Source organism: Staphylococcus delphini (assembly GCF_900636325.1).
GTDB classification, from domain to species: Bacteria; Bacillota; Bacilli; order Staphylococcales; family Staphylococcaceae; genus Staphylococcus; species Staphylococcus delphini.
Map to the genome: position 1 here is coordinate 1,008,958 of NZ_LR134263.1, position 22,966 is coordinate 1,031,923.

The 22,966-nt window shown below is 39.8% G+C and carries 15 protein-coding genes, 2 tRNA genes and 2 rRNA genes; 16 read left to right on the forward strand and 3 right to left on the reverse strand.

What is annotated here, in order from left to right:
* Positions 1 to 4 precede the first annotated feature (4 nt).
* The 5 genes from sgtB (at position 5) to EL101_RS04585 (ending at position 4,457) form a co-directional block, all read left to right on the forward strand.
* Positions 5 to 811, forward strand: coding sequence for a monofunctional peptidoglycan glycosyltransferase SgtB (gene sgtB / locus EL101_RS04565; RefSeq protein WP_096597687.1), 807 nt, complete (start codon positions 5 to 7; stop codon positions 809 to 811).
* A gap of 183 nt (positions 812 to 994) precedes the next feature.
* A complete protein-coding gene (recX, locus tag EL101_RS04570) occupies positions 995 to 1,798 on the forward strand; it encodes a recombination regulator RecX (protein WP_096597689.1) in 804 nt (267 codons plus the stop codon).
* Positions 1,791 to 2,105 carry a YfhH family protein gene (locus EL101_RS04575; protein ID WP_096597690.1) on the forward strand — a complete coding sequence of 105 codons (315 nt, stop codon included), beginning with the start codon at positions 1,791 to 1,793 and terminating at the stop codon, positions 2,103 to 2,105. The genes recX and EL101_RS04575 overlap by 8 nt, the downstream gene beginning before the upstream one ends.
* Before the next feature lie 15 nt (positions 2,106 to 2,120).
* Positions 2,121 to 3,650 carry an ATP-binding cassette domain-containing protein gene (locus EL101_RS04580; RefSeq protein WP_096597692.1) on the forward strand — a complete coding sequence of 510 codons (1,530 nt, stop codon included), beginning with the start codon at positions 2,121 to 2,123 and terminating at the stop codon, positions 3,648 to 3,650.
* Positions 3,651 to 3,653: 3 nt separating this feature from the next.
* Positions 3,654 to 4,457 carry a teichoic acid translocation permease gene (locus tag EL101_RS04585; RefSeq protein ID WP_241523321.1) on the forward strand — a complete coding sequence of 268 codons (804 nt, stop codon included), beginning with the start codon at positions 3,654 to 3,656 and terminating at the stop codon, positions 4,455 to 4,457.
* Positions 4,458 to 4,669: 212 nt separating this feature from the next.
* Here EL101_RS04585 and EL101_RS04590 read toward each other — a convergent pair whose 3' ends face one another.
* Entirely contained in the window at positions 4,670 to 5,647 is a 978-nt protein-coding gene (locus EL101_RS04590; RefSeq protein ID WP_096542469.1) for a metal-dependent hydrolase, read from the reverse strand.
* Between the two features lie 90 nt (positions 5,648 to 5,737).
* Here EL101_RS04590 and mutY point away from each other — a divergent pair, with 90 nt between their 5' ends.
* From mutY to EL101_RS04610, 4 genes are all read left to right on the forward strand, one after another.
* Positions 5,738 to 6,784: an A/G-specific adenine glycosylase gene (gene mutY / locus EL101_RS04595; protein WP_096597696.1), complete on the forward strand. Its 1,047-nt coding sequence runs from the start codon at positions 5,738 to 5,740 to the stop codon at positions 6,782 to 6,784.
* A gap of 65 nt (positions 6,785 to 6,849) precedes the next feature.
* Positions 6,850 to 7,392 carry a nucleoside tri-diphosphate phosphatase gene (gene ntdP, locus EL101_RS04600; RefSeq protein ID WP_096597698.1) on the forward strand — a complete coding sequence of 181 codons (543 nt, stop codon included), beginning with the start codon at positions 6,850 to 6,852 and terminating at the stop codon, positions 7,390 to 7,392.
* An 899-nt stretch (positions 7,393 to 8,291) separates the two neighbouring features.
* Positions 8,292 to 10,028, forward strand: coding sequence for an ABC transporter ATP-binding protein (locus EL101_RS04605; protein ID WP_096597700.1), 1,737 nt, complete (start codon positions 8,292 to 8,294; stop codon positions 10,026 to 10,028).
* A gap of 973 nt (positions 10,029 to 11,001) precedes the next feature.
* Positions 11,002 to 12,579 (forward strand): FMN-binding glutamate synthase family protein, encoded by a 1,578-nt coding sequence (locus EL101_RS04610; RefSeq protein ID WP_096597702.1) that lies wholly within the window; start codon positions 11,002 to 11,004, stop codon positions 12,577 to 12,579.
* Between the two features lie 174 nt (positions 12,580 to 12,753).
* Here EL101_RS04610 and EL101_RS04615 read toward each other — a convergent pair whose 3' ends face one another.
* Positions 12,754 to 13,848, reverse strand: coding sequence for an FUSC family protein (locus tag EL101_RS04615; RefSeq protein WP_096597704.1), 1,095 nt, complete (start codon positions 13,846 to 13,848; stop codon positions 12,754 to 12,756).
* Positions 13,849 to 13,941: 93 nt separating this feature from the next.
* Positions 13,942 to 15,228 (reverse strand): glutamate-1-semialdehyde 2,1-aminomutase, encoded by a 1,287-nt coding sequence (locus EL101_RS04620; RefSeq protein ID WP_096543364.1) that lies wholly within the window; start codon positions 15,226 to 15,228, stop codon positions 13,942 to 13,944.
* A gap of 82 nt (positions 15,229 to 15,310) precedes the next feature.
* Between EL101_RS04620 and bcp the strand changes: the two genes are divergently transcribed.
* From bcp to EL101_RS04655, 7 genes are all read left to right on the forward strand, one after another.
* Positions 15,311 to 15,769, forward strand: coding sequence for a thioredoxin-dependent thiol peroxidase (gene bcp, locus EL101_RS04625; RefSeq protein WP_096597706.1), 459 nt, complete (start codon positions 15,311 to 15,313; stop codon positions 15,767 to 15,769).
* A 6-nt stretch (positions 15,770 to 15,775) separates the two neighbouring features.
* Positions 15,776 to 16,726 (forward strand): phosphoglycerate dehydrogenase, encoded by a 951-nt coding sequence (locus EL101_RS04630; protein ID WP_096597708.1) that lies wholly within the window; start codon positions 15,776 to 15,778, stop codon positions 16,724 to 16,726.
* Between the two features lie 80 nt (positions 16,727 to 16,806).
* Positions 16,807 to 17,265 carry a peroxide-responsive transcriptional repressor PerR gene (perR, locus tag EL101_RS04635; protein ID WP_096543361.1) on the forward strand — a complete coding sequence of 153 codons (459 nt, stop codon included), beginning with the start codon at positions 16,807 to 16,809 and terminating at the stop codon, positions 17,263 to 17,265.
* 735 nt (positions 17,266 to 18,000) lie between these two features.
* Positions 18,001 to 19,552: ribosomal RNA gene (locus EL101_RS04640) — 16S ribosomal RNA — on the forward strand.
* A 97-nt stretch (positions 19,553 to 19,649) separates the two neighbouring features.
* Positions 19,650 to 19,726: transfer RNA gene (locus tag EL101_RS04645), tRNA-Ile, on the forward strand.
* A 22-nt stretch (positions 19,727 to 19,748) separates the two neighbouring features.
* Positions 19,749 to 19,824 (forward strand) — tRNA-Ala (locus EL101_RS04650).
* Positions 19,825 to 20,016: 192 nt separating this feature from the next.
* A 23S ribosomal RNA gene (locus EL101_RS04655) occupies positions 20,017 to 22,938 on the forward strand.
* The 16S and 23S rRNA genes sit together here with 2 tRNA genes alongside, the layout of an rRNA operon.
* Positions 22,939 to 22,966 lie beyond the last annotated feature (28 nt).

The following is a 22,966-nucleotide window of genomic DNA, read 5'->3' on the forward strand; positions in this document are numbered from 1 at the left end:
ATTTATGAAAAGAAGAGACCGAATAACCAAGCAGTCCAAGCATACACCGCACAATGAGCCGCATCACAATACGTATTATCAACCTGTCGGACAACCGCCGAAGAAACAAAAACCACGTCGCATTTTTCGCACATTTTTGTTGCTGATTGTTTTAGCAGGAGCATTATTTATTGGCGCGATGTATTTGATGGCTCAACGCGCTGACATAGATGAATTAAAAAGTATTGAACAAAAAAGCAGTTATGTCAGTGCTGCCCAAATGCCTGATTACACAAAGGGGGCATTTATTGCTGTAGAAGATCGTCGTTTTTACAAACATTCAGGTGTAGATTATCGAGGAAGTTTACGTGCGATTTTTGCATCGGTACGTGATCGTGATCGTCTGCAAGGTGGGAGTACGATTACACAGCAACTTGCCAAAAACTATTATTATGACAATCAACAGACCGTGACGCGTAAGTTAAAAGAAATGTTTGTCGCAAAACGGATTGAACGCCATTACGACAAAGATGAAATTTTGAGTTATTATATGAATAATATTTACTACGGTGACAACCATTATACAATTGAATCTGCTGCGAATGGTTATTTTGGTGTTACAACAAATGAACAAAATTATACATTACCGCATATTACAGTATTACAAAGTGCGATATTAGCAAGTAAGGTGAATGCGCCTTCTGTGTACAATGTGAATGACATGTCTCCTTCATTTATTAATCGTACGAAAATGACGTTAGAAAAAATGAAGCAACAAGAATTTATTAATGAACAACAATATACTGAAGCGTTGCAACAACTTGGTGCTTAACGTATGAATATGGCATAATAAGGACATGAAGTGTAGAGGAAAACGAGACAATTTGCGATTTCTATCACTGCACAAACTTTAATGCTGGTTACGACGCTATGAACAGAGTGGGTAGAGCATTGGAATCTAATGACATTTTTAGATTTGAGCTCTACTCTTTTTGTTATTTAAAGGGGTGAAACGATGTCAAAAATTACTAAAATTGAAGTGCAAAAAAATAACCACGAACGTTTTAACATTTATATTGATAATGAATTTGCGCTCGGCATTTCAATAGATACGTTAGTAGCATTTAATATTAAAAAAGGCGATGAACTGGACACAGCTGAACTTAAAGCATTGGCCCAACGTGAGCATCAACAACAAGCGAATAATCATGCCATTCAATATTTGTCCTATCGCAAAAGAACACGTAAAGAAATTGCGACACAGTTAAGAAAAGAAGGCTATGAAGAAGACATCATTCATGAAGCGATTGCCTATTGTGAGCGGCTTAAACTCATTGATCACCGTGATTATATGATCAGTTTAAAAAACACGATGCTGCGTACGACGGATAAAGGACCGGAAGTATTTCGTAAAAAGTTGTATCAAGCAGGAATTGAAGCGGATTTAATAGAAGAAGGTGTTCGTCGATACGAAGCGGAACAACCATTCGACAGCATTGTAGAGATTGGTCAAAAAATAATGAATCAGAAAAAGGGACCTGCCTCAAAAGTACGCGTGAAAGTACAACAATCTTTACAACAAAAAGGATTCACCCTCGACACGATATTTAAAGTGATGGATGCATTGGATTTTACACAAGACCCAGAAACTGTGGATAATTTATTGCAACGTGATTTAGAGAAAGTCTATAATAAATATCAGAAGAAATATGAAGGAAAGCCTTTATATATGAAAACGGTTGAGGCATTATTAAGAAAAGGGTATCCGTATGACGATATCCAACGAAAACTGACAGAAAGTGGTATTGAGCATGATTGAAAAACGTTTAAGCGACATGGATAGACAAGAAATTTTACATGTCATCCAGATGAGCAAAGAGAAAATGCGAAAAGCTGAAATGAACGGCATCATGAATGAATATGATGTTTATGCGAATAAAGTAGTCATTGCAGAAAGTTATTTAATCGACACAAATGAAATTGAACTTGGTAAAATTTATCGCCTTAAAGATGGGACGGGAAATTATTTTAAAGTCGAACGTCTCAAAGGGGTATTCGCATGGGGCTACCGTATTAATGGGGCGGAAGCTGAAGAAGGTTTACCAATTTCATTATTACAAATATAGAAGGGACTTTAGCGCATGGGTAGTTCAATTGTCTTGAAGATGATTAATGTCACACATTATTATCGTAATCAAAAAAAGCAAAATGTGCTTAAACCTTTTAGTTATCAACCAGAAGATATTGAGTTGAACAACATTTCTCTACATATTTATGAAGGTGAAGCGTTAGGGATTATCGGTGAGGCTGAATCATCAAAATCATTAATTGGTGAAATTTTAGCTGGGACTGTCGAACCCGATAAAGGAAGAATCGCACGTGCAGCATCAATGTTTTATGCGAATATGAATCAAAAATCAGTTGAAAATATTTTAGTGATGGACTATGTAAAAGATGTCATTCAACTGTATCCTTACGATGCACCTGAACATAAAGCGACACAAGTGATTAAGTATGCCCATTTAGAAGCTGTGCAAGATCAACGGGTCAAAGATTTAACAGATGCACAATATGCGCAGTTGTTATTCAGCTTAGCACGCGCATCAGAAGCAAAAATTGTCATTCTAAGTCATATATTGAGTGATTTAGATGAAGGGTTTTTTGAAAAAGCAAAAGTGATGGTAGAAGATTATATCGACCGCGAATGGACTTGGATTGCGATTGACAATGATGTCGAAAAAGTGAAAGCAGTGAGCAACTATTTAGCATGGATTTCACACGGTCAAGTGCGTAAAGAAGGTTCGATTAAACAAGTATTGCCTTATTTTCTATCACATCAACGGGATATGGCATCGTTAACAACAGCGGAAGAACGGGAACACTTTGATGAAGACTGGAAGCGGAGTCGTTCACGCATGCCAGAACTTACATATAATTTTAGACGGATTGAACGTTATCGCCACGCACAACCACCAGCCTTTTTATCGCGAATATGGACATGGTTGGCACTGTTTTTTCTTGGCATGTGTATGGCAAGTGTATTGATTTTTACCAACTTAGGCAAAATTGCAAGTACACCATTAGTGACCCAAGCGACCATTTCGAAGTCGACATCTGATCCCTATGTGGACAAATTGGCTTATGGCATAGTAAACGACAGTGAAATGACGATCACGCCGACAGACAATAAAGGTAAAGCAGTACAGTTACCACACTATGCAGTCGCATCGATTACGGGTGAAAATAAAACGACGTACCGCATTGAAGTGGATGGCAAAAGTTATAAAGCAAACAAAGATAAATTCCTTTATTTAAATCCAGCAGCACTTTATAAAGAAGTCGATCGCAAACAGTTAGAACCTTATATGAAAGATAACTATATTAACTATGTTGATTACTTTAACAGTGCACTCCATAAATCGCATAAAAAGGTGAATGAAACACTTGTGCCAGAACATGAACAACGATTTGTAGAACCGATTGTCGAACAGCCGATTTCAATGTTGTTTGATGACCGCGATCATTTAATCGGCTTTACATTTCCAATTGTGAAGCAAGACAAATTTAAAGATGAATTTAATATTAAAACCGATATTTGGATGAGCAAAACAGATTCAGGTTATTTCATTGCCGATCTTAAACATTCCAAATGGATTTATATCGAATTGTAGGTGATGAGTGTGTTAGAAAACTTAATTCATTTTTTCCATAATCGAACGAGATTGTTTAGACACAGTAAATATCGCCTTCAAAAACATCGCAAATGGACAGCATTAACTTTTTTAATCGCATTCAGTTTAATGGTTTTAACAGCAATCGCTTTTCAATTTTTAGATATCGTGGAAGTGACACAAGCGACCTTTGATTATCGACTGACAGGACTCGTCGCTTTTGGCGTTATATGGGTTGCGATTTATATCCATTACCGCTTCTTTCCTAGAGATTATTATGTGACGCGTCACTTTAATATGAGCCCATTTTTCCATATTGTCTTGTCGAGCGTTATGCATACCGTTATATTAACAGTTTTAATGACTGTCATGGCTTGGTTAAAACCGTTGAATACCGATACGACGTGGGTAGGCGTTTTCTTTTATAGTGCGATGTCGTTTGTTTTTATCGTCATCATGTCATTTTTACTTGGTTTAGTGTATGTACTCTATCCAAAACTAGACCGCTTTTTTACATTGATTATGATTTTGGCGTTTTTACTCGTGCCTATTCTATATATTCCACCTAATAGTAACGGCTGGGTGACTCATATCATGATGTTGAACCCGATGTATTATCTAGTCAATGGCATGCAACAAGCTGTCATCGTTGGCCATGAAGCTCTGAATCATCTCGGTTATCATCTTTATTTCATGTGCTTCATCGGATTAATGATTGTCTTCTGTTATGCATTAAAAGATTATGTCTCACAATTAAGACCAAATGAACACCTTCAATCAAAAGTACAAGAAGAAAAAGCCGAATAACACAAAAAGCTGTGAAACAACGACATCACATCGTTGCACACAGCTTTTTTGTTTGATGTTTTTAAGTGGTAGGGGATGGGTGGCAGATTTTCTTTAAGATGAAGCGGATATGAACAACCATCAATACACGTCATGATTTGAATTCAACAAATGTCCATTGATGTGATAACCAAAGAGGCAACAATGTACTTACTGTATATCATCACGCTGTATTAATGGGCGAGTAATTTTCTCAATAACTTTTCCTCGCTAAACACCCAGCCTGTATACGAATGCTTCACCTTCATCTCTTGATCAAGATGCAAAATCGCCACAAACTGGTAATGCCCATCCTTCAAATAACGCAAATCAATAAATCGCAACTCAGTCGTATAAGAATCAACCTGTCTCACATGCCAACGATAAATAGAAGAAAAGTTCAGAAAAGCTTTCACATTTTTATCATATTGCGCATATTTCATGATTGCATCACTTGGAAAAGGCTGACGCTCTACCTTGTCACTAAACACAATATTACGTCCATAACTGCGACCGACATAATCGTGTTTTTCAGTTTGAATTGCGATACGCCATTGCATAAAACGAAGGGTCGGCGCTACAAAAACTTTAATCGGTGTGCCGAGATGTTCCACTTGGTTTAAAGCTTGTTTTTTTAACCAACTGCGCATTTGAAATCTTAAGATATAATACACAATGAGGATGATTAACACGGGAATAAACACGACATAAGGGTGTACACCGATAGCCCAAATGGCGATACCAATGAGCAAAATCGCAAAAATAATCGGATCAAATGTATTAATGACACTCAATTGAATCCATTTACTCGAAAAAGGCCGTAATGCTTGTGTACCATATGAATTGAAAATATCAACAAACACATGGAGAAAGACGGCGAGTTGTGCCCATAGCCATACATGTAAAGGATCGACATGTTTGAAAAGACTATAGACCAGTAAAGTTAACAATAATGGCCAAAGTAAAGTAAAAGGAATAGAATGTGTAATGCCTCTATGATTTGAAATATATGTTGCATTATCTTTTAATTTTAGTACAGTATCACTATCAGGAATTAAAGAACCTGCAATCAGTACGGTTGCCGTTGCAGCGAAGTTTCCGCTCATGGCTGCATCCGTCGTTGCGATTGCTGTAAGTCCAACGCCTATCGCGATATGTGTGGCTGTATCCATAATGTCTCACTCTTTTCAATATAACGTAACTTTATTATAGTCGATAATTGAAATGAACAAAAATCATTAATATGTGCAAGGAGAATTGAAATGTTAGATGAACTTACATTCAAACCACATCTATTAGAATGGTTTGAAAAGGAACAACGGCAAATGCCTTGGAGAGAAACAAAAAATCCCTATTACATTTGGATTAGCGAAGTGATGTTACAACAAACACAAGTCGATACAGTCCGTGATTATTATCATCGTTTTGTTGAAGCATTTCCGACAATTGAAGATTTGGCGAATGCACATGAGGACGATGTGTTAAAACTATGGGAAGGTCTCGGATATTATAGTCGTGCACGTAATTTCCATACTGCCGCAAAAGAAGTTGTCGCATTTCATGATGGAAACGTGCCACAACATCCAGAGACATTTTTAAAATTGAAAGGTGTTGGTCCATACACTCAAGCCGCTGTGATGAGCATTGCTTTTGATTTACCCTTAGCGACAGTGGATGGGAATGTCTTTCGCGTATGGTCGCGGTTAAATGATGATGCACGTGATACAGCGCTTCAATCGACAAGAAAAGCTTATGAAAATGAGTTGGCGCCTTATGTTGCACAACAGTCTGGTGATTTTAATCAAGCGATGATGGAGTTAGGCGCACTCGTGTGTACACCTAAAGCACCACTTTGTCTATTCTGTCCAGTTCAAATGCATTGCGAAGCGTACAAACAAGGGACTGTATTAGAACGTCCCGTCAAAACGAAAAAGTTGAAGAAAAAAACGTTGAACTTTGATGTGTATGTCATTCAAAATCAATCAGGAGACTATTTGATAGAACAGCGTACAGCGTCATTATTAAAAGGCATGTGGCAGTTTCCGATGATTGAACATGGAGCGAAAGAAGACATAGAACCAACGTTAGACGTTAATCATTTAACGATTCAACGTAAAAATGTAGTGAAAGTGAAGCATCAATTTACACATTTGACGTGGCATTTAACTGTTCATACTGCAACGGTGGATGAAGCAGTCGCACCGGTTGTCGCCAATGGAAGAAGATGGATGGCAGCCGCTGAAAAGGATGACTATTCCTTTCCAGTTCCAATGACAAAAATATTTAACGCTGTAAATGAAGCGGAATAATTAAGTAATAGGATTGGAATATGATATAATAATGAGGTGAATTTTTAACAAGGTGGTGTGAGAAGTTGGTCAAATCGTGTATACCTCGAGAAGGGGAATCGATTAAAATTCAATCTTATAAACACGATGGCAATATACACCGTGTATGGTCCGAAACTACAATTTTAAAAGGAACAGCAGATGTCGTCATCGGTGGTAATGATCATACGCTTGTAACCGAAAGTGATGGCCGTACTTGGGTAACGCGTGAACCTGCAATTGTTTATTTTCATTCAGAATATTGGTTTAATGTCATTTGTATGTTTCGTGAAGATGGTGTGTATTATTATTGTAACTTATCATCGCCTTTTGTTTGCGATGAAGAAGCCTTAAAATATATCGACTATGATTTAGATATTAAAGTTTATCCAAACGGCAAATATCATTTATTAGATGAAGATGAATACGAACAACATATGAATCAAATGAATTATCCAAAAGATATTGATATGATTTTAAGACGCAATGTTGACATTTTACAACAATGGATTGAGCAGAAAAAAGGCCCCTTTGCACCTGATTTTATTAAAGTTTGGCGTCAACGTTTTCAAAAAGCGAAAAAAATTTAATGTGATGCAACCAAGGCGAACATAACTTAGTATTGAAAAATGTTTGAGTTTCGTAATGGCGTGAGCCGCAAAGTTGGAATTTTGATGAATAGATTGGATTTGTATAGTAGAACGTGACTTCTTTTGATATGGTTATGTCGTGATTTACGATTGCCTTTCTGGGTTCGCTTTCCCAGGGGACTTGCCTCAACTAGCCAACGCTTGATTGTAATGTTACATAAGTAGAAGCGTTGGCGGATTTTCGGCTGCGTCTGATCCCTAGGGAGTCTCACCCATCCTGACAATCTCATACTAATAAATTGAAAAAGAGAAGTTCTTTAAATCAAAATCTATTTTCGTTCAAATTTATTCACTTCTTAATCAAATTTCTTATGGATATGTTCGCCTACCTTGTAGATGAAAGTCATTCTATAAAAATAATGGTGTATTGTAACTTCGACTATACAACAATATTAAAATTTATGAAATAGTGATGTGCTCGTATGACTATGTTACAGATGATTGTCCTCTTGCATTTTGTTGTTAACGTTAGATTGACCCCGTGGACGAGACTCTTGAGGGATCAGCTGAACCGGAAAATCCAATTTGGCTTCCATCAAGTGTGCAATAAAATCAAGCCAAATTTAGTTGGAGGTTCAGCCCCTAAGAACGCGAGTCCATAAGGGGCAATCGTAAGTTGTTGGCATGTCCATAATGAAAGAGGACAGGTTTTATAAACGGGTATAAGACATACATTAAAAATGATGATTTCTTTTTAAATGATGATAGACGGAGCTAGGATGTGATTCAGTCCAAGCTCCGTTCAATTCGTGCTTGTAAGATTTGTGCGAGTGGATTGACTTCACATATGAGAAATGATGGTCAATGTTGACGTAGGATAATACTGGGGGGGCGTTTTTTTGATAAGACGATATTTAGAGTTTGTAAAGCCGTATCGATGGCTGATTGTCGGTACGATTATAGTCGGGATATTGAAGTTTGGTATTCCGTTACTGATTCCATTATTAATCAAATATGTCATTGATGATGTAATTAATAATGTGGCTTTAACAGTAGATGATAAGTTAATGCGTTTAGGTGTGTCTATGCTCATTGCGGCGTTTATTTTTGTAGTCGTACGTCCGCCGATTGAGTTTGTGAGACAATATCTAGCACAATGGACAAGTAACAAAATTTTATATGATATACGAAAAAAGTTATATGATCATTTACAAGCATTAAGTTCAAAATTTTATGCGAACAACAAAGCAGGTGAAGTCATTTCACGGGTCATTAATGATGTTGAACAAACGAAAGATTTCATCATGACAGGGCTCATGAATATTTGGCTTGACTGTATTACGATTATTATTGCGTTGTCGGTCATGTTTTTCTTAGACGTTCAACTGACATTAGCAGCGATCGTTGTCTTACCTTTTTACATTTTGACGGTCTATTTCTTTTTCGGCCGTTTAAGAGCTCTGACTCGTGAACGTTCGCAAAAACTCGCTGAAACACAAGGCTTTCTTCATGAACGTGTCAATGGGATGGCAGTCATTAAAAGTTTTGCGATAGAAGCGAACGAAGCGAAAAATTTCGATCAACGCAACACGAACTTTTTAAACAAGGCTTTTAAACATACACGTTGGAACGCTTATTCATTTTCAGCTATCAACACTGTGACGGATATTGGTCCATTAATTGTTATTGGATACGGTGCTTATTTAGCCATTACGGGTTCTGTGACAGTGGGGACACTTGCGGCATTTGTCAGTTATCTCGAACAACTTTACGGACCATTGCGTCGTCTCGTGTCTTCTTTTACAACATTAACGCAAAGTTTTGCATCAATGGACCGTGTTTTTCAATTATTTGACGAACCTTACGATATTAAAAATACACCACAAGCGAAAGAAATTCCGATTCGTGAAGGGCATATCGAAATCGAAAATGTGTCATTTAAATACAATCCAGAAGAGCGAAATGTATTGAATCATTTGAATTTAAATATCCAACATGGCGAAACAGTTGCATTTGTCGGTATGAGTGGGGGCGGTAAATCGACATTGATTCATCTGATACCTCGTTTTTACGATGTGACGGAAGGCCATATTAAAATTGATGGTCATGACGTTAAAGATTTCGATACGGCAAGTTTGAGACGTCAAATCGGTATGGTGCAGCAAGACAACATTTTATTTTCTGATACAGTGAAAGAAAATATTTTGCTTGGCCGTCCAGATGCGTCATTTGAAGAAGTTGTTGAAGCTGCGAAACTTGCAAATGCGCACGACTTTATTATGGCATTGCCTCAAGGTTATGATACAGAAGTCGGTGAACGTGGCGTGAAACTTTCTGGTGGGCAAAAACAACGATTATCGATTGCACGTATTTTCTTAAATGATCCACCAATTTTGATTTTAGATGAAGCAACAAGTGCACTTGACTTGGAAAGTGAAGCGATGATTCAAGAGGCGTTAGAAAAGCTCAGTCATGATCGGACAACTATTATTGTAGCGCATCGACTTTCAACGATTACACACGCAGATAAAATCGTCGTCATTGAAAATGGTGAAATTGTGGAGCAAGGTTCTCATGAGGCGTTAATGCAACGTGAAGGCGCATACCGTCGACTGTATTCTATTCAAAATTTATAACTGAAATTGCAGTTGTGTGATAGTGATATTTAAGGGGATTGGGACATAAAAATTTTTGATGCTATTGATGCAATATTTTTGTTAAACTTGCCCTCCCTATGATTTGTGGCTTTAGATTGCCTTCATGGCTTCGCTTTCCTAGGGGCTGAGGGGAGGTTGTGACAAAAGCGCTTAGGATTTGAGCAGAACCGAGCGATGAGCAAAATTGATTTCCAAATTTTGCCGAAATCGCGGGAGTTCTGTCGAAAATCCTGCTTTTGGAACACCGTTTATTGATTCCCAGCGCACACATTCATTGTGGATTTTGGGAGCAGTACAGAAATCTCATGTGTAACAAAGATTTCGTCGTACTGCCCCCGCAAGGCTGACTAGACTTCTCAAAAGTGTATACGTTGAGAAGTCAGACAGCTACTGCGATAAACAGCAACCACTATTAAAGTAAAGAAGCGACTGTCAGCAGTATGCACGCATTCCCTCAGGAGTCTCAGCCTTCTGGACAATCTTATATGAAATACAGCGAAACTGAGGGCAAGTTTATGAAATCAAGAAAACAATAGCATCAATTTTTATCCCATTCACGCTCATTTTCCGACTGTTTTAAAGTCATTAATGAATATGCAATCTATGTATGGCTTGAGGCTTAATTTTTTCAAGCCCCCTCCCTTGGTATACACAACAAAATATAGTAAAGGAGCTGAGAAAACTTAATGTCTTAGCTCCTTTTTTGCTTTTTTGTGAGGTATAACGTGATGATTAAAATTCGAAATTAAATGGAAGCAGATAAATGCATAACATGATTCGCACACATAACTTTTGAAGCCATCGTTATTGAAAAAGTCAATAAATGGAATGTGAGAATGGTGCAGGTGCCAAGAGGTGATCCATCAAGTTATTTCCAATTTAAACCGGCCATTTAAGTCAATATCGCCCTATTTTTCATGTATAATGAAAGAAAAAGGGAGTGGGAGTTTCAATGACTTTTTTAACTGTACTTCAATTAATTATCAATATTTTATTAGTAGGTATATTAGTCACTGCATGTATCGCATTTATTGCGTTTTTAATTTTTGACAAACGACAAAAGCAGCACAGTGTCTTACGTAATTATCCTGTGCTCGCACGTGTCAGATACTTTTTAGAACATATTGGACCTGAAATGCGCCAATATTTATTTTTAAATGACAATGAAGATAAGCCGTTTTCGAGAATGGAATATCAAAATATTGTCATTGCGGGCAAATACAACTCAAGAGGAGCGAGTTTTGGAACGCAGAAAAATTACGACAGCGGGTATTTTATTAATAATGCCATGTTTCCAACACAAAAGCACCAGTTAATGGTCGACAATGCGGAATGGATTTCAACATTCATTTACCAAATTAAAAGCGAAACATTGTTTAATCGTTCAGAGCATATTCGTGCAAAAGAAATTGAACCCTTTTATTTGGTGCCTGAACATTATGTCAAAATCGGGGAGCATGTGGCACATCCATTTTACGTGAAACGTTTAGTTGGACAGTCAGGCATGAGTTACGGTGCGCTAGGTAAAAATGCGATTACGGCACTATCGAAAGGATTAGGCATGGCGAACACTTGGATGAATACTGGTGAAGGGGGCTTGTCTGACTATCATCTCGCCGGTGATGTTGATATTATTTTCCAAATCGGTCCCGGATTATTTGGCGTTAGGGACGAGCACGGACAATTCGACCCTGATCATTTCATGGCAGTTGCACAACGACCTCAAGTTAAAGCGTTTGAAATTAAGTTGGCACAAGGCGCTAAAACACGTGGCGGTCATATTGAAGGCAAAAAAGTGACAGAAGAAATTGCCAAAATCCGTAAGCTTAAACCTTATGAAACTGTAGACTCGCCAAACCGTTTTGACTTTATTCATAACGCGTATGATTTGTTGAAATGGATTGATGAATTGCGAGACATGAGTCAAAAACCAGTGGGCTTTAAAATGGTACTCGGTAGAAAAGACGACTTTAAACAATTAATTGATGCGATGCAAACGCTACAGATTTATCCAGACTTTATTACGATTGATGGTGGTGAAGGCGGGACAGGTGCAACGTTTCAAGAATTGCAAGATGGCGTCGGGTTACCGTTATTTACAGCGTTGCCAATCATTGACGGTTTACTCAAAGCGCATCAGTTAAGAGATAAGGTGAAAATATTTGCATCTGGGAAACTCGTCACACCTGATAAAATTGCCATCGCGTTAGCATTAGGGGCTGACCTCGTGAATGTAGCTAGAGCGATGATGATTAGTGTCGGATGTATCATGAGTCGTCAATGCCATAAAAATATTTGTCCAGTTGGTGTTGCAACGACGGATCCTAAAAAAGAAGAAGCGCTTGTTGTGGATGAAAAACAATATCGTGTCACGAACTATATAACGAGCTTGCATGAAGGATTGTTTAATATTGCGGCAGCGGTCGGTGTGAAAAGTCCAACTGAAATCGGTCCTGAACATGTGACCATTAAATATCAAAACGGAGAAATTGAATCGATTCATCAATATCAATTAAAGTTGATTGATTAAATGGAAGTGTGATGGTACATAAAATTCTTGTTTCCAATGCATCCTCAATTTACGTTTGTTTGATAGTCAATCATGAAACATGAATCATAAATGTGATAGTGACAGAGTAGTCTTATCAATATAGAAAAAGCTCGAACAAGGTGACATTCAATCAGCTTGTTCGAGCTTTTATTGTTATAAATCAAAATCTTCTTCAATAATATCAATGTCAGGATCAGTGTTATGGTATTTAAAATAACTCACTCGTAAACGATCCAAATGTTCTAAATTGTAGCGGTATTCTTCTAAAGCTGAAATGATATGCATAATGTTGGCATAAGAAAAGTTTTCAGGTTCTGGATCCGCTATGACTTCTTCTTGGAAGGCTGTGATGACTTCTTTCTTCAATGGGTTCGGAACAAAACGTTGATCGAGTGTTACATCGAACTTTGCCTTTTTCGTAATACTAATTAAAATTTGTTCGTGAAATTGTGTCAGCTCATCAATTTCTAATTTAATTTGTAATAACAAGGCCTGATTTAAATGCACCAAATCATTTTGATAACGATTCATTCGTCTGAGCACGTCATACGCATCACGTGTCGACAAGACGATTTCTTTAAATAAAATCTTTTTACGTGTTTGAGCGAAGACTTGTTTCTTTGTATAGACACGTTCTTCTTTATAAAATTCAAGTAACTGCTCAAGTTTGACGATACGTTGACGTAAATTTTCTAAATCTTGCTTCACATAATTAAATTCTGTCGCATCATTTAACACTAAATTAAACCACTTAAAAATATCAGTCGAAATGTTTAATGAGTTGTAATAAATTTTCGTTTCAAACTTTGGTGGTAAAAATGTGAGATTGACGATGAATGAGCTGATAACGCCAATCATCACAAGTGAAAATCGGTAAAAGGCTGAGATATAAAAAGAGCCGTCATGTTGTCCCATAATGACCAATGCTGTGACTGTCGCTAACGTGGCAACATGCGCGATTTTCATTTTAAAGAGTAATGCGATTAACAAAATGACTGTCGCACCCATAATAATGATATTGTTGCCAAAAATAGTCACCATAGCTACAGCGAGGAGGGCACCAATGACGTTACCTTGGAATTGATCGACAATCGTTTTAAATGTCCGGTAAACGCTAGGCTGCATGGCGACGACCGCTGCAATTCCTGCGACAGTCACCATCCCAGTGCTATGAGGTAACAGTGAGGCAATCGAAACCGCAAGTATAATGGCGATACCTGTTTTTAAAATTCTAGCTCCCAGTTTCAAATCATCGCGCTCCTTTGATTAAATTAAAGCCTGAATCGTGCATAGGTTTAATCATGTTATACACTGTTACATCGCAAATTTCAATAGCGAAGTTTACAATTGGCTAAATGCATAATCCGCAGCAGCAATCGTTTTTTCAATATCTGCTTCTGTATGTTCAGTTGTTAAAAACCATGCTTCATATTTTGATGGTGCTAAGTTGATGCCTTGATGTAACATCAGTTTGAAAAATTTCGCAAATTGTTCGCCATCAGACGCATCAGCTTGTTCGTAATGTGTCACTTTTTCATCTGTAAAGTATACGGTTAATGCGCCATATACACGGTTGATAGTTGCTTTCACTTGATATTTATCAATAGCAGCTTGTAATCCGGCTTCTAATTGTTCACCGAGTTGATTTAATCTTTCATATACACCCGGTTGTTCTAATACTTCTAACAAGGCAATACCTGCTTTCATTGATAATGGGTTACCTGCCATTGTCCCTGCTTGATAGGCGGGGCCGAGTGGTGCGACTTGTTCCATAATATCTTGTCGACCGCCATAACCACCGATTGGGAGACCACCACCGACAATTTTACCGAAAGCTGTTAAATCAGGATAAACGCCTAATAAATCTTGTGCGGCACCGTAATGAAAACGGAATGCAGTAATGACCTCATCGTAAATGACTAAGCCACCATATTCATGCGTCACACGATTCACTTCTTCTAAAAATCCAGGTTGAGGCTCGACCATCCCAAAGTTACCGACAATGGGTTCAACTAACACGCCAGCCACTTGATCACCCCAATGTTTCATTGCTTCTTTAAACGATTCAATATCATTAAATGGCACCGTAATCACTTCTTGCGCTACACTTTTCGGCACACCTGCTGAATCAGGAGAACCAAGTTGAGACGGACCACTTCCTGCAGCAACGAGTACTAAATCGGAGTGACCGTGATAACAACCAGCAAATTTAATAATTTTATCTCGATTCGTATAAGCACGTGCAACACGAATTGTAGTCATCACAGCTTCTGTTCCTGAATTGACAAAGCGCATTTTTTCTAATGAAGGAATGGCAGCGCGTAATTTTCGTGCAAACGCAATTTCTAATTCTGTAGGTGTACCGTATAACACACCGAGGGCAGCTTGTTCTTGAATGGCTTCAGTAATATGTGGATGGGCATGTCCAGTAATAATAGGACCATATGCTTGTAAGTAGTCGATATACTCATTGCCATCGACGTCGTATAAATAAGCCCCTTTACCAGACTTCATCACAACTGGTGCGCCACCACCGACAGCTTTATATGAACGAGACGGTGAATTAACACCCCCTAAAATATATTCATTGGATTGTTCTTGTAATGCTTCACTACGATTAAAATTCATAAATCAACCAACCTCTTTTAATTTAATATTTTCCTCTATTATCGTATCATAAAATGAGAAGATAATAGAAAGAAGGGTTGTTATGTTAAAAAAAGGTGACACATTTCCAGACTTCCAATTAGAAAATCAAAATGGCGATCAAATTACAAAAGCTTCATTAAAAGGTCAAAAAGTAATTCTCTATTTTTATCCACGAGATAACACGCCGACATGTACAACAGAAGCATGTGACTTTAGAGATAACATTGCATACTTTAATGATTTAAATGTGCAAGTTTACGGTGTGAGCGGCGATTCAAAACGCAAACATCAAAATTTCATCGAGAAACATCAGTTGAATTTTGATTTATTGGTCGATGAAGATTTTCAACTTTCAGAAGCGGTTGGTGTATACCAATTGAAGAAATCATTCGGTAAAGAATCGATGGGCATCGTACGAACAACTTTTGTATTAGATGAAGAAGGTAAAATTATAGATGTTATTGAAAAAGTAAAAGTCAAAGAACAAATGGCACAACTGAAAGAAATCTTGGAAGGGTGATTCTCCATGTTAGTCGTTAGCTTGATGCGTTTAGATGATCAAGAAACAAGATTACAAGACGCATTTCCTCATGTTGACTTTAAATTTTATAAGCATCCTTCTCAACTGCCTGAAGAAGTGCAACAACAAATGGATGTGTTGATTTCATATCATCCAGAAGTTGATGTGGCTTTTATTGAAAACGCACCAAATCTAAAATGGATAGCTTGGTATGCGACAGGGGTCAATCGTTTACCATTTGAAACACTCAAAAAAAGAGAGATTCAATTGACCAATGCAGGGGGTGTACATGCACAACAACTTACGGAATTTCTGTTCGCGTACATATTAGATGACTACAAAGAACTGAAAGCAATCTATGAAGAACAGCAAGCGCGGATTTATAACCATAAACGCGTTACGCCATCTGTTAAAGATCAATCCATTTTATTTTTAGGTACCGGAAAAATCCCTCAACGTGCAGCCCAAGTAGCGCAAACAATAGGGATGAAAACGATAGGGTTAAATACAACAGGTCATGCGGCAGACCATTTTAACGAGACATATCCTATTTCAGAACGACAACACGTTTATAAGAAAGCGGATATCGTTGTGAATTTATTACCGGAAACTGCAGATACACGTTATTTACTGACCGCAGAAGATTTTAAAGCGATGAATCAGCATACACTATTGGTTAATTTAGGACGCGGTACAATTGCGAAAGAAGCGGTTATTGTGGATTCCTTAAAAAACAAATCGATTCGCAAAGCATATTTAGATGTATTTGAACAGGAGCCGCTAGCATCCGATTCAAAACTCTACCAACTGGATAATGTTTTTTTAACACCACATATTTCAGGGAGTCATGTAGATAACAAAAAATTAGCAACTGATATTTTTTCTAATAATTTAAAATCTTTTCTCAATAACGGTAATTTGATTGAGAATAAGGTTAATATTGATAGAGGATATTAGATAAATATTGACAATAAATAGGTAAACCCTATATATTATTAAGTAAGAATTATTATTAATAAGAAAGACGGGTGAACCTAATGACTGCTGAATTGGAATCTCATGATCATCAATTAAAAGAGTCAATAGCGTCTTTACGTGAAGCAGGCGTGCGTATTACACCGCAACGTCAAGCAATATTAAATTTCCTCATCAAAGCGGAATCACATCCAACTGCTGACGAAATTTATCAATCATTATCACCTGACTTCCCAAATATAAGTGTTGCAACGATTTACAATAACCTTAAAGTATTTAGAAAGACAGGCATTGTTAAAGAGTTAACATATGGTGATGCGTCGAGTCGTTTTGATTTCGACACACAGAATCATTACCATGTCATCTGTGAGAAATGTGGTAAGATTGTTGACTTCCACTATCCATTACTCCATGAAGTTGAACAACTCGCGCAACATGTAACAGAATTTGACGTCACGCATCACAGAATGGAGATATATGGTGTTTGTCAATCGTGTAAAGAGGCTGAAAAAGAATTATAAGTGATTGAAGGCTTATTCAGAAAGCGTATGAATGATACGTTTTGATGAATAAGCCTTTTTTACTTTTGTGATTATTGTTAGCTTAAGATGCGTTGATTGTTATGAAACGTAGATGTTAATTCAAGTGATAAATTTTTGAACGACTGGGAACATAGTATAGATGTTAATCTTCGTGGTTAAAGAAAGCTGTAGGAGATGTGTATGAGCGCTATAGAATCGAGTGGCACTATAACTGATTAAATTGATTCAAAAGATAATTCAATCCATGTTTAAAATGTTTTGATGTAAAAATAACTCTATACGTGTTAGTTTTCAAAAACATAGTAAATTTGATTAAAAATAACAGCTAGTTTTGTGTTGACGATGGGGGTTCTACTTGGTAAGATAAGGAAGTCGTTTCGAGGAGATTGTAAAAAATAATTCTTTCATGTTGAATGCATGTAAATGAATAATTAAAAGTGTAAAATTAACGCTTGAAACTTTCTTCGCAACATTATAAGATAATAAATGTTGAATCAGACAACAACTTATTAACAAAGAATTTAAAAAAACTTTAAATTAAATCTTGACACAGAATTTTGTTTAAAGTATAATGATTTCTTGTAACAGCAAAAAATGAACATTGAAAACTGAATGACAATATGTCAACGTTAATTCCAATAATTTGAGTACTTCAAAAGTACTTTCAAGAGTGATTGACTTAAATAATCAACGAGCTATATCAAGCTTACTTCTTTTATGGAGAGTTTGATCCTGGCTCAGGATGAACGCTGGCGGCGTGCCTAATACATGCAAGTCGAGCGAACAGATAAGGAGCTTGCTCCTTTGACGTTAGCGGCGGACGGGTGAGTAACACGTGGGTAACCTACCTATAAGACTGGAATAACTCCGGGAAACCGGGGCTAATGCCGGATAACATGTTGAACCGCATGGTTCTACAGTGAAAGACGGTCTTGCTGTCACTTATAGATGGACCCGCGCCGTATTAGCTAGTTGGTGGGGTAACGGCCTACCAAGGCGACGATACGTAGCCGACCTGAGAGGGTGATCGGCCACACTGGAACTGAGACACGGTCCAGACTCCTACGGGAGGCAGCAGTAGGGAATCTTCCGCAATGGGCGAAAGCCTGACGGAGCAACACCGCGTGAGTGATGAAGGTCTTCGGATCGTAAAGCTCTGTTGTTAGGGAAGAACAAATGTGTAAGTAACTGTGCACATCTTGACGGTACCTAACCAGAAAGCCACGGCTAACTACGTGCCAGCAGCCGCGGTAATACGTAGGTGGCAAGCGTTATCCGGAATTATTGGGCGTAAAGCGCGCGTAGGCGGTTTTTTAAGTCTGATGTGAAAGCCCACGGCTCAACCGTGGAGGGTCATTGGAAACTGGAAAACTTGAGTGCAGAAGAGGAAAGTGGAATTCCATGTGTAGCGGTGAAATGCGCAGAGATATGGAGGAACACCAGTGGCGAAGGCGGCTTTCTGGTCTGCAACTGACGCTGATGTGCGAAAGCGTGGGGATCAAACAGGATTAGATACCCTGGTAGTCCACGCCGTAAACGATGAGTGCTAAGTGTTAGGGGGTTTCCGCCCCTTAGTGCTGCAGCTAACGCATTAAGCACTCCGCCTGGGGAGTACGGTCGCAAGACTGAAACTCAAAGGAATTGACGGGGACCCGCACAAGCGGTGGAGCATGTGGTTTAATTCGAAGCAACGCGAAGAACCTTACCAAATCTTGACATCCTTTGACAACTCTAGAGATAGAGCTTTCCTCTTCGGAGGACAAAGTGACAGGTGGTGCATGGTTGTCGTCAGCTCGTGTCGTGAGATGTTGGGTTAAGTCCCGCAACGAGCGCAACCCTTGAACTTAGTTGCCATCATTAAGTTGGGCACTCTAAGTTGACTGCCGGTGACAAACCGGAGGAAGGTGGGGATGACGTCAAATCATCATGCCCCTTATGATTTGGGCTACACACGTGCTACAATGGACAATACAAAGGGCAGCAAAACCGCGAGGTCAAGCAAATCCCATAAAGTTGTTCTCAGTTCGGATTGTAGTCTGCAACTCGACTACATGAAGCTGGAATCGCTAGTAATCGTAGATCAGCATGCTACGGTGAATACGTTCCCGGGTCTTGTACACACCGCCCGTCACACCACGAGAGTTTGTAACACCCGAAGCCGGTGGAGTAACCATTTTGGAGCTAGCCGTCGAAGGTGGGACAAATGATTGGGGTGAAGTCGTAACAAGGTAGCCGTATCGGAAGGTGCGGCTGGATCACCTCCTTTCTAAGGATAATATACGGAATATCACCATTAGGTGATAAGCGGATTAACGTGACATATTGTATTCAGTTTTGAATGTTTGTGTTTGTATAAATGTTCGGGGCCTATAGCTCAGCTGGTTAGAGCGCACGCCTGATAAGCGTGAGGTCGGTGGTTCGAGTCCACTTAGGCCCACCATTTAAAATTTAAATCATATATTGGGGGCTTAGCTCAGCTGGGAGAGCGCCTGCTTTGCACGCAGGAGGTCAGCGGTTCGATCCCGCTAGTCTCCACCATTTATATCTTTTGTACATTGAAAACTAGATAAGTAAGTATAGATTTTACCAAGCAAAACCGAGTGACAAGCGTTTAAAAGCTTGAAACAAAAAATTATCGCTAGTCGTCAAATGACGACTCACATAATTAATAACTGGTGATGGTGAGTGACGTATTTATTGATTGAATGCGAACGCTTATCATAACGTTAAGATTAAGTTATTAAGGGCGCACGGTGGATGCCTTGGCACTAGAAGCCGATGAAGGACGTTACTAACGACGATATGCTTTGGGGAGCTGTAAGTAAGCATTGATCCAGAGATTTCCGAATGGGGAAACCCAGCACGAGTTATGTCGTGTTATCTGCATGTGAATACATAGCATGCAAGAAGGCAGACCCGGAGAACTGAAACATCTTAGTACCCGGAGGAAGAGAAAGAAAAATCGATTCCCTGAGTAGCGGCGAGCGAAACGGGAAGAGCCCAAACCAATAAGCTTGCTTATTGGGGTTGTAGGACACTCTGTACGGAGTTACAAAAGAATTTGTTAGACGAATAACCTGGAAAGGTTAATCATAGAAGGTAATAATCCTGTAGTCGAAAACAAATTCTCTCTTGAGTGGATCCTGAGTACGACGGAGCACGTGAAATTCCGTCGGAATCTGGGAGGACCATCTCCTAAGGCTAAATACTCTCTAGTGACCGATAGTGAACCAGTACCGTGAGGGAAAGGTGAAAAGTACCCCGGAAGGGGAGTGAAAGAGAACTTGAAACCGTGTGCTTACAAGTAGTCAGAGCCCGTTAATGGGTGATGGCGTGCCTTTTGTAGAATGAACCGGCGAGTTACGATCTGATGCAAGGTTAAGCAGAAAATGTGGAGCCGTAGCGAAAGCGAGTCTGAATAGGGCGAATGAGTATTTGGTCGTAGACCCGAAACCAGGTGATCTACCCTTGGTCAGGTTGAAGTTCAGGTAACACTGAATGGAGGACCGAACCGACTTACGTTGAAAAGTGAGCGGATGAACTGAGGGTAGCGGAGAAATTCCAATCGAACTTGGAGATAGCTGGTTCTCTCCGAAATAGCTTTAGGGCTAGCCTCAAGTGATGATTATTGGAGGTAGAGCACTGTTTGGACGAGGGGCCCCTCTCGGGTTACCGAATTCAGACAAACTCCGAATGCCAAATAATTTAACTTGGGAGTCAGAATGTGGGTGATAAGGTCCATATTCGAAAGGGAAACAGCCCAGACCACCAGCTAAGGTCCCAAAATATATGTTAAGTGGAAAAGGATGTGGCGTTGCCCAGACAACTAGGATGTTGGCTTAGAAGCAGCCATCATTTAAAGAGTGCGTAATAGCTCACTAGTCGAGTGACACTGCGCCGAAAATGTACCGGGGCTAAACATATTACCGAAGCTGTGGATTGTCCTTTGGACAATGGTAGGAGAGCGTTCTAAGGGCGTTGAAGCATGATCGTAAGGACATGTGGAGCGCTTAGAAGTGAGAATGCCGGTGTGAGTAGCGAAAGACGGGTGAGAATCCCGTCCACCGATTGACTAAGGTTTCCAGAGGAAGGCTCGTCCGCTCTGGGTTAGTCGGGTCCTAAGCTGAGGCCGACAGGCGTAGGCGATGGATAACAGGTTGATATTCCTGTACCACCATTATTCGTTTTAAGCGATGGGGGGACGCAGTAGGATAGGCGAAGCGTGCTGTTGGAGTGCACGTCCAAGCAGTGAGATTGAGTGTTAGGCAAATCCGGCACTCTTAAGATTGAGCTGTGATGGGGAGAGGAACTTGTTCCTCGAGTCGTTGATTTCACACTGCCGAGAAAAGCCTCTAGCTAGAATAACGGTGCCCGTACCGCAAACCGACACAGGTAGTCAAGATGAGAATTCTAAGGTGAGCGAGCGAACTCTCGTTAAGGAACTCGGCAAAATGACCCCGTAACTTCGGGAGAAGGGGTGCTCTTTGAGGTTCACGCTTCGAAGAGCCGCAGTGAATAGGCCCAAGCGACTGTTTATCAAAAACACAGGTCTCTGCTAAACCGTAAGGTGACGTATAGGGGCTGACGCCTGCCCGGTGCTGGAAGGTTAAGAGGAGTGGTTAGCGCAAGCGAAGCTACGAATCGAAGCCCCAGTAAACGGCGGCCGTAACTATAACGGTCCTAAGGTAGCGAAATTCCTTGTCGGGTAAGTTCCGACCCGCACGAAAGGCGTAACGATTTGGGCACTGTCTCAACGAGAGACTCGGTGAAATCATAGTACCGGTGAAGATGCCGGTTACCCGCGACAGGACGGAAAGACCCCGTGGAGCTTTACTGTAGCCTGATATTGAAATTCGGTACAGTTTGTACAGGATAGGTAGGAGCCTTAGAAGCGTGAGCGCTAGCTTACGTGGAGGCATTGGTGGGATACTACCCTAATTGTATTGGATTTCTAACCCGCAGCACTTATCGTGCTGGGAGACAGTGTCAGGCGGGCAGTTTGACTGGGGCGGTCGCCTCCTAAAGAGTAACGGAGGCGCTCAAAGGTTCCCTCAGAATGGTTGGAAATCATTCATAGAGTGTAAAGGCATAAGGGAGCTTGACTGCGAGACCTACAAGTCGAGCAGGGTCGAAAGACGGACTTAGTGATCCGGTGGTTCCGCATGGAAGGGCCATCGCTCAACGGATAAAAGCTACCCCGGGGATAACAGGCTTATCTCCCCCAAGAGTTCACATCGACGGGGAGGTTTGGCACCTCGATGTCGGCTCATCGCATCCTGGGGCTGTAGTCGGTCCCAAGGGTTGGGCTGTTCGCCCATTAAAGCGGTACGCGAGCTGGGTTCAGAACGTCGTGAGACAGTTCGGTCCCTATCCGTCGTGGGCGTAGGAAATTTGAGAGGAGCTGTCCTTAGTACGAGAGGACCGGGATGGACATACCTCTGGTGTACCAGTTGTCGTGCCAACGGCATAGCTGGGTAGCTATGTATGGACGGGATAAGTGCTGAAAGCATCTAAGCATGAAGCCCCCCTCGAGATGAGATTTCCCAACTTCGGTTATAAGATCCCTCAAAGATGATGAGGTGAATAGGTTCGAGGTGGAAGCGTAGCGATACGTGGAGCTGACGAATACTAATCGATCGAAGACTTAATCAAAATAATTGTTCATAAGGTAATGCTTGTG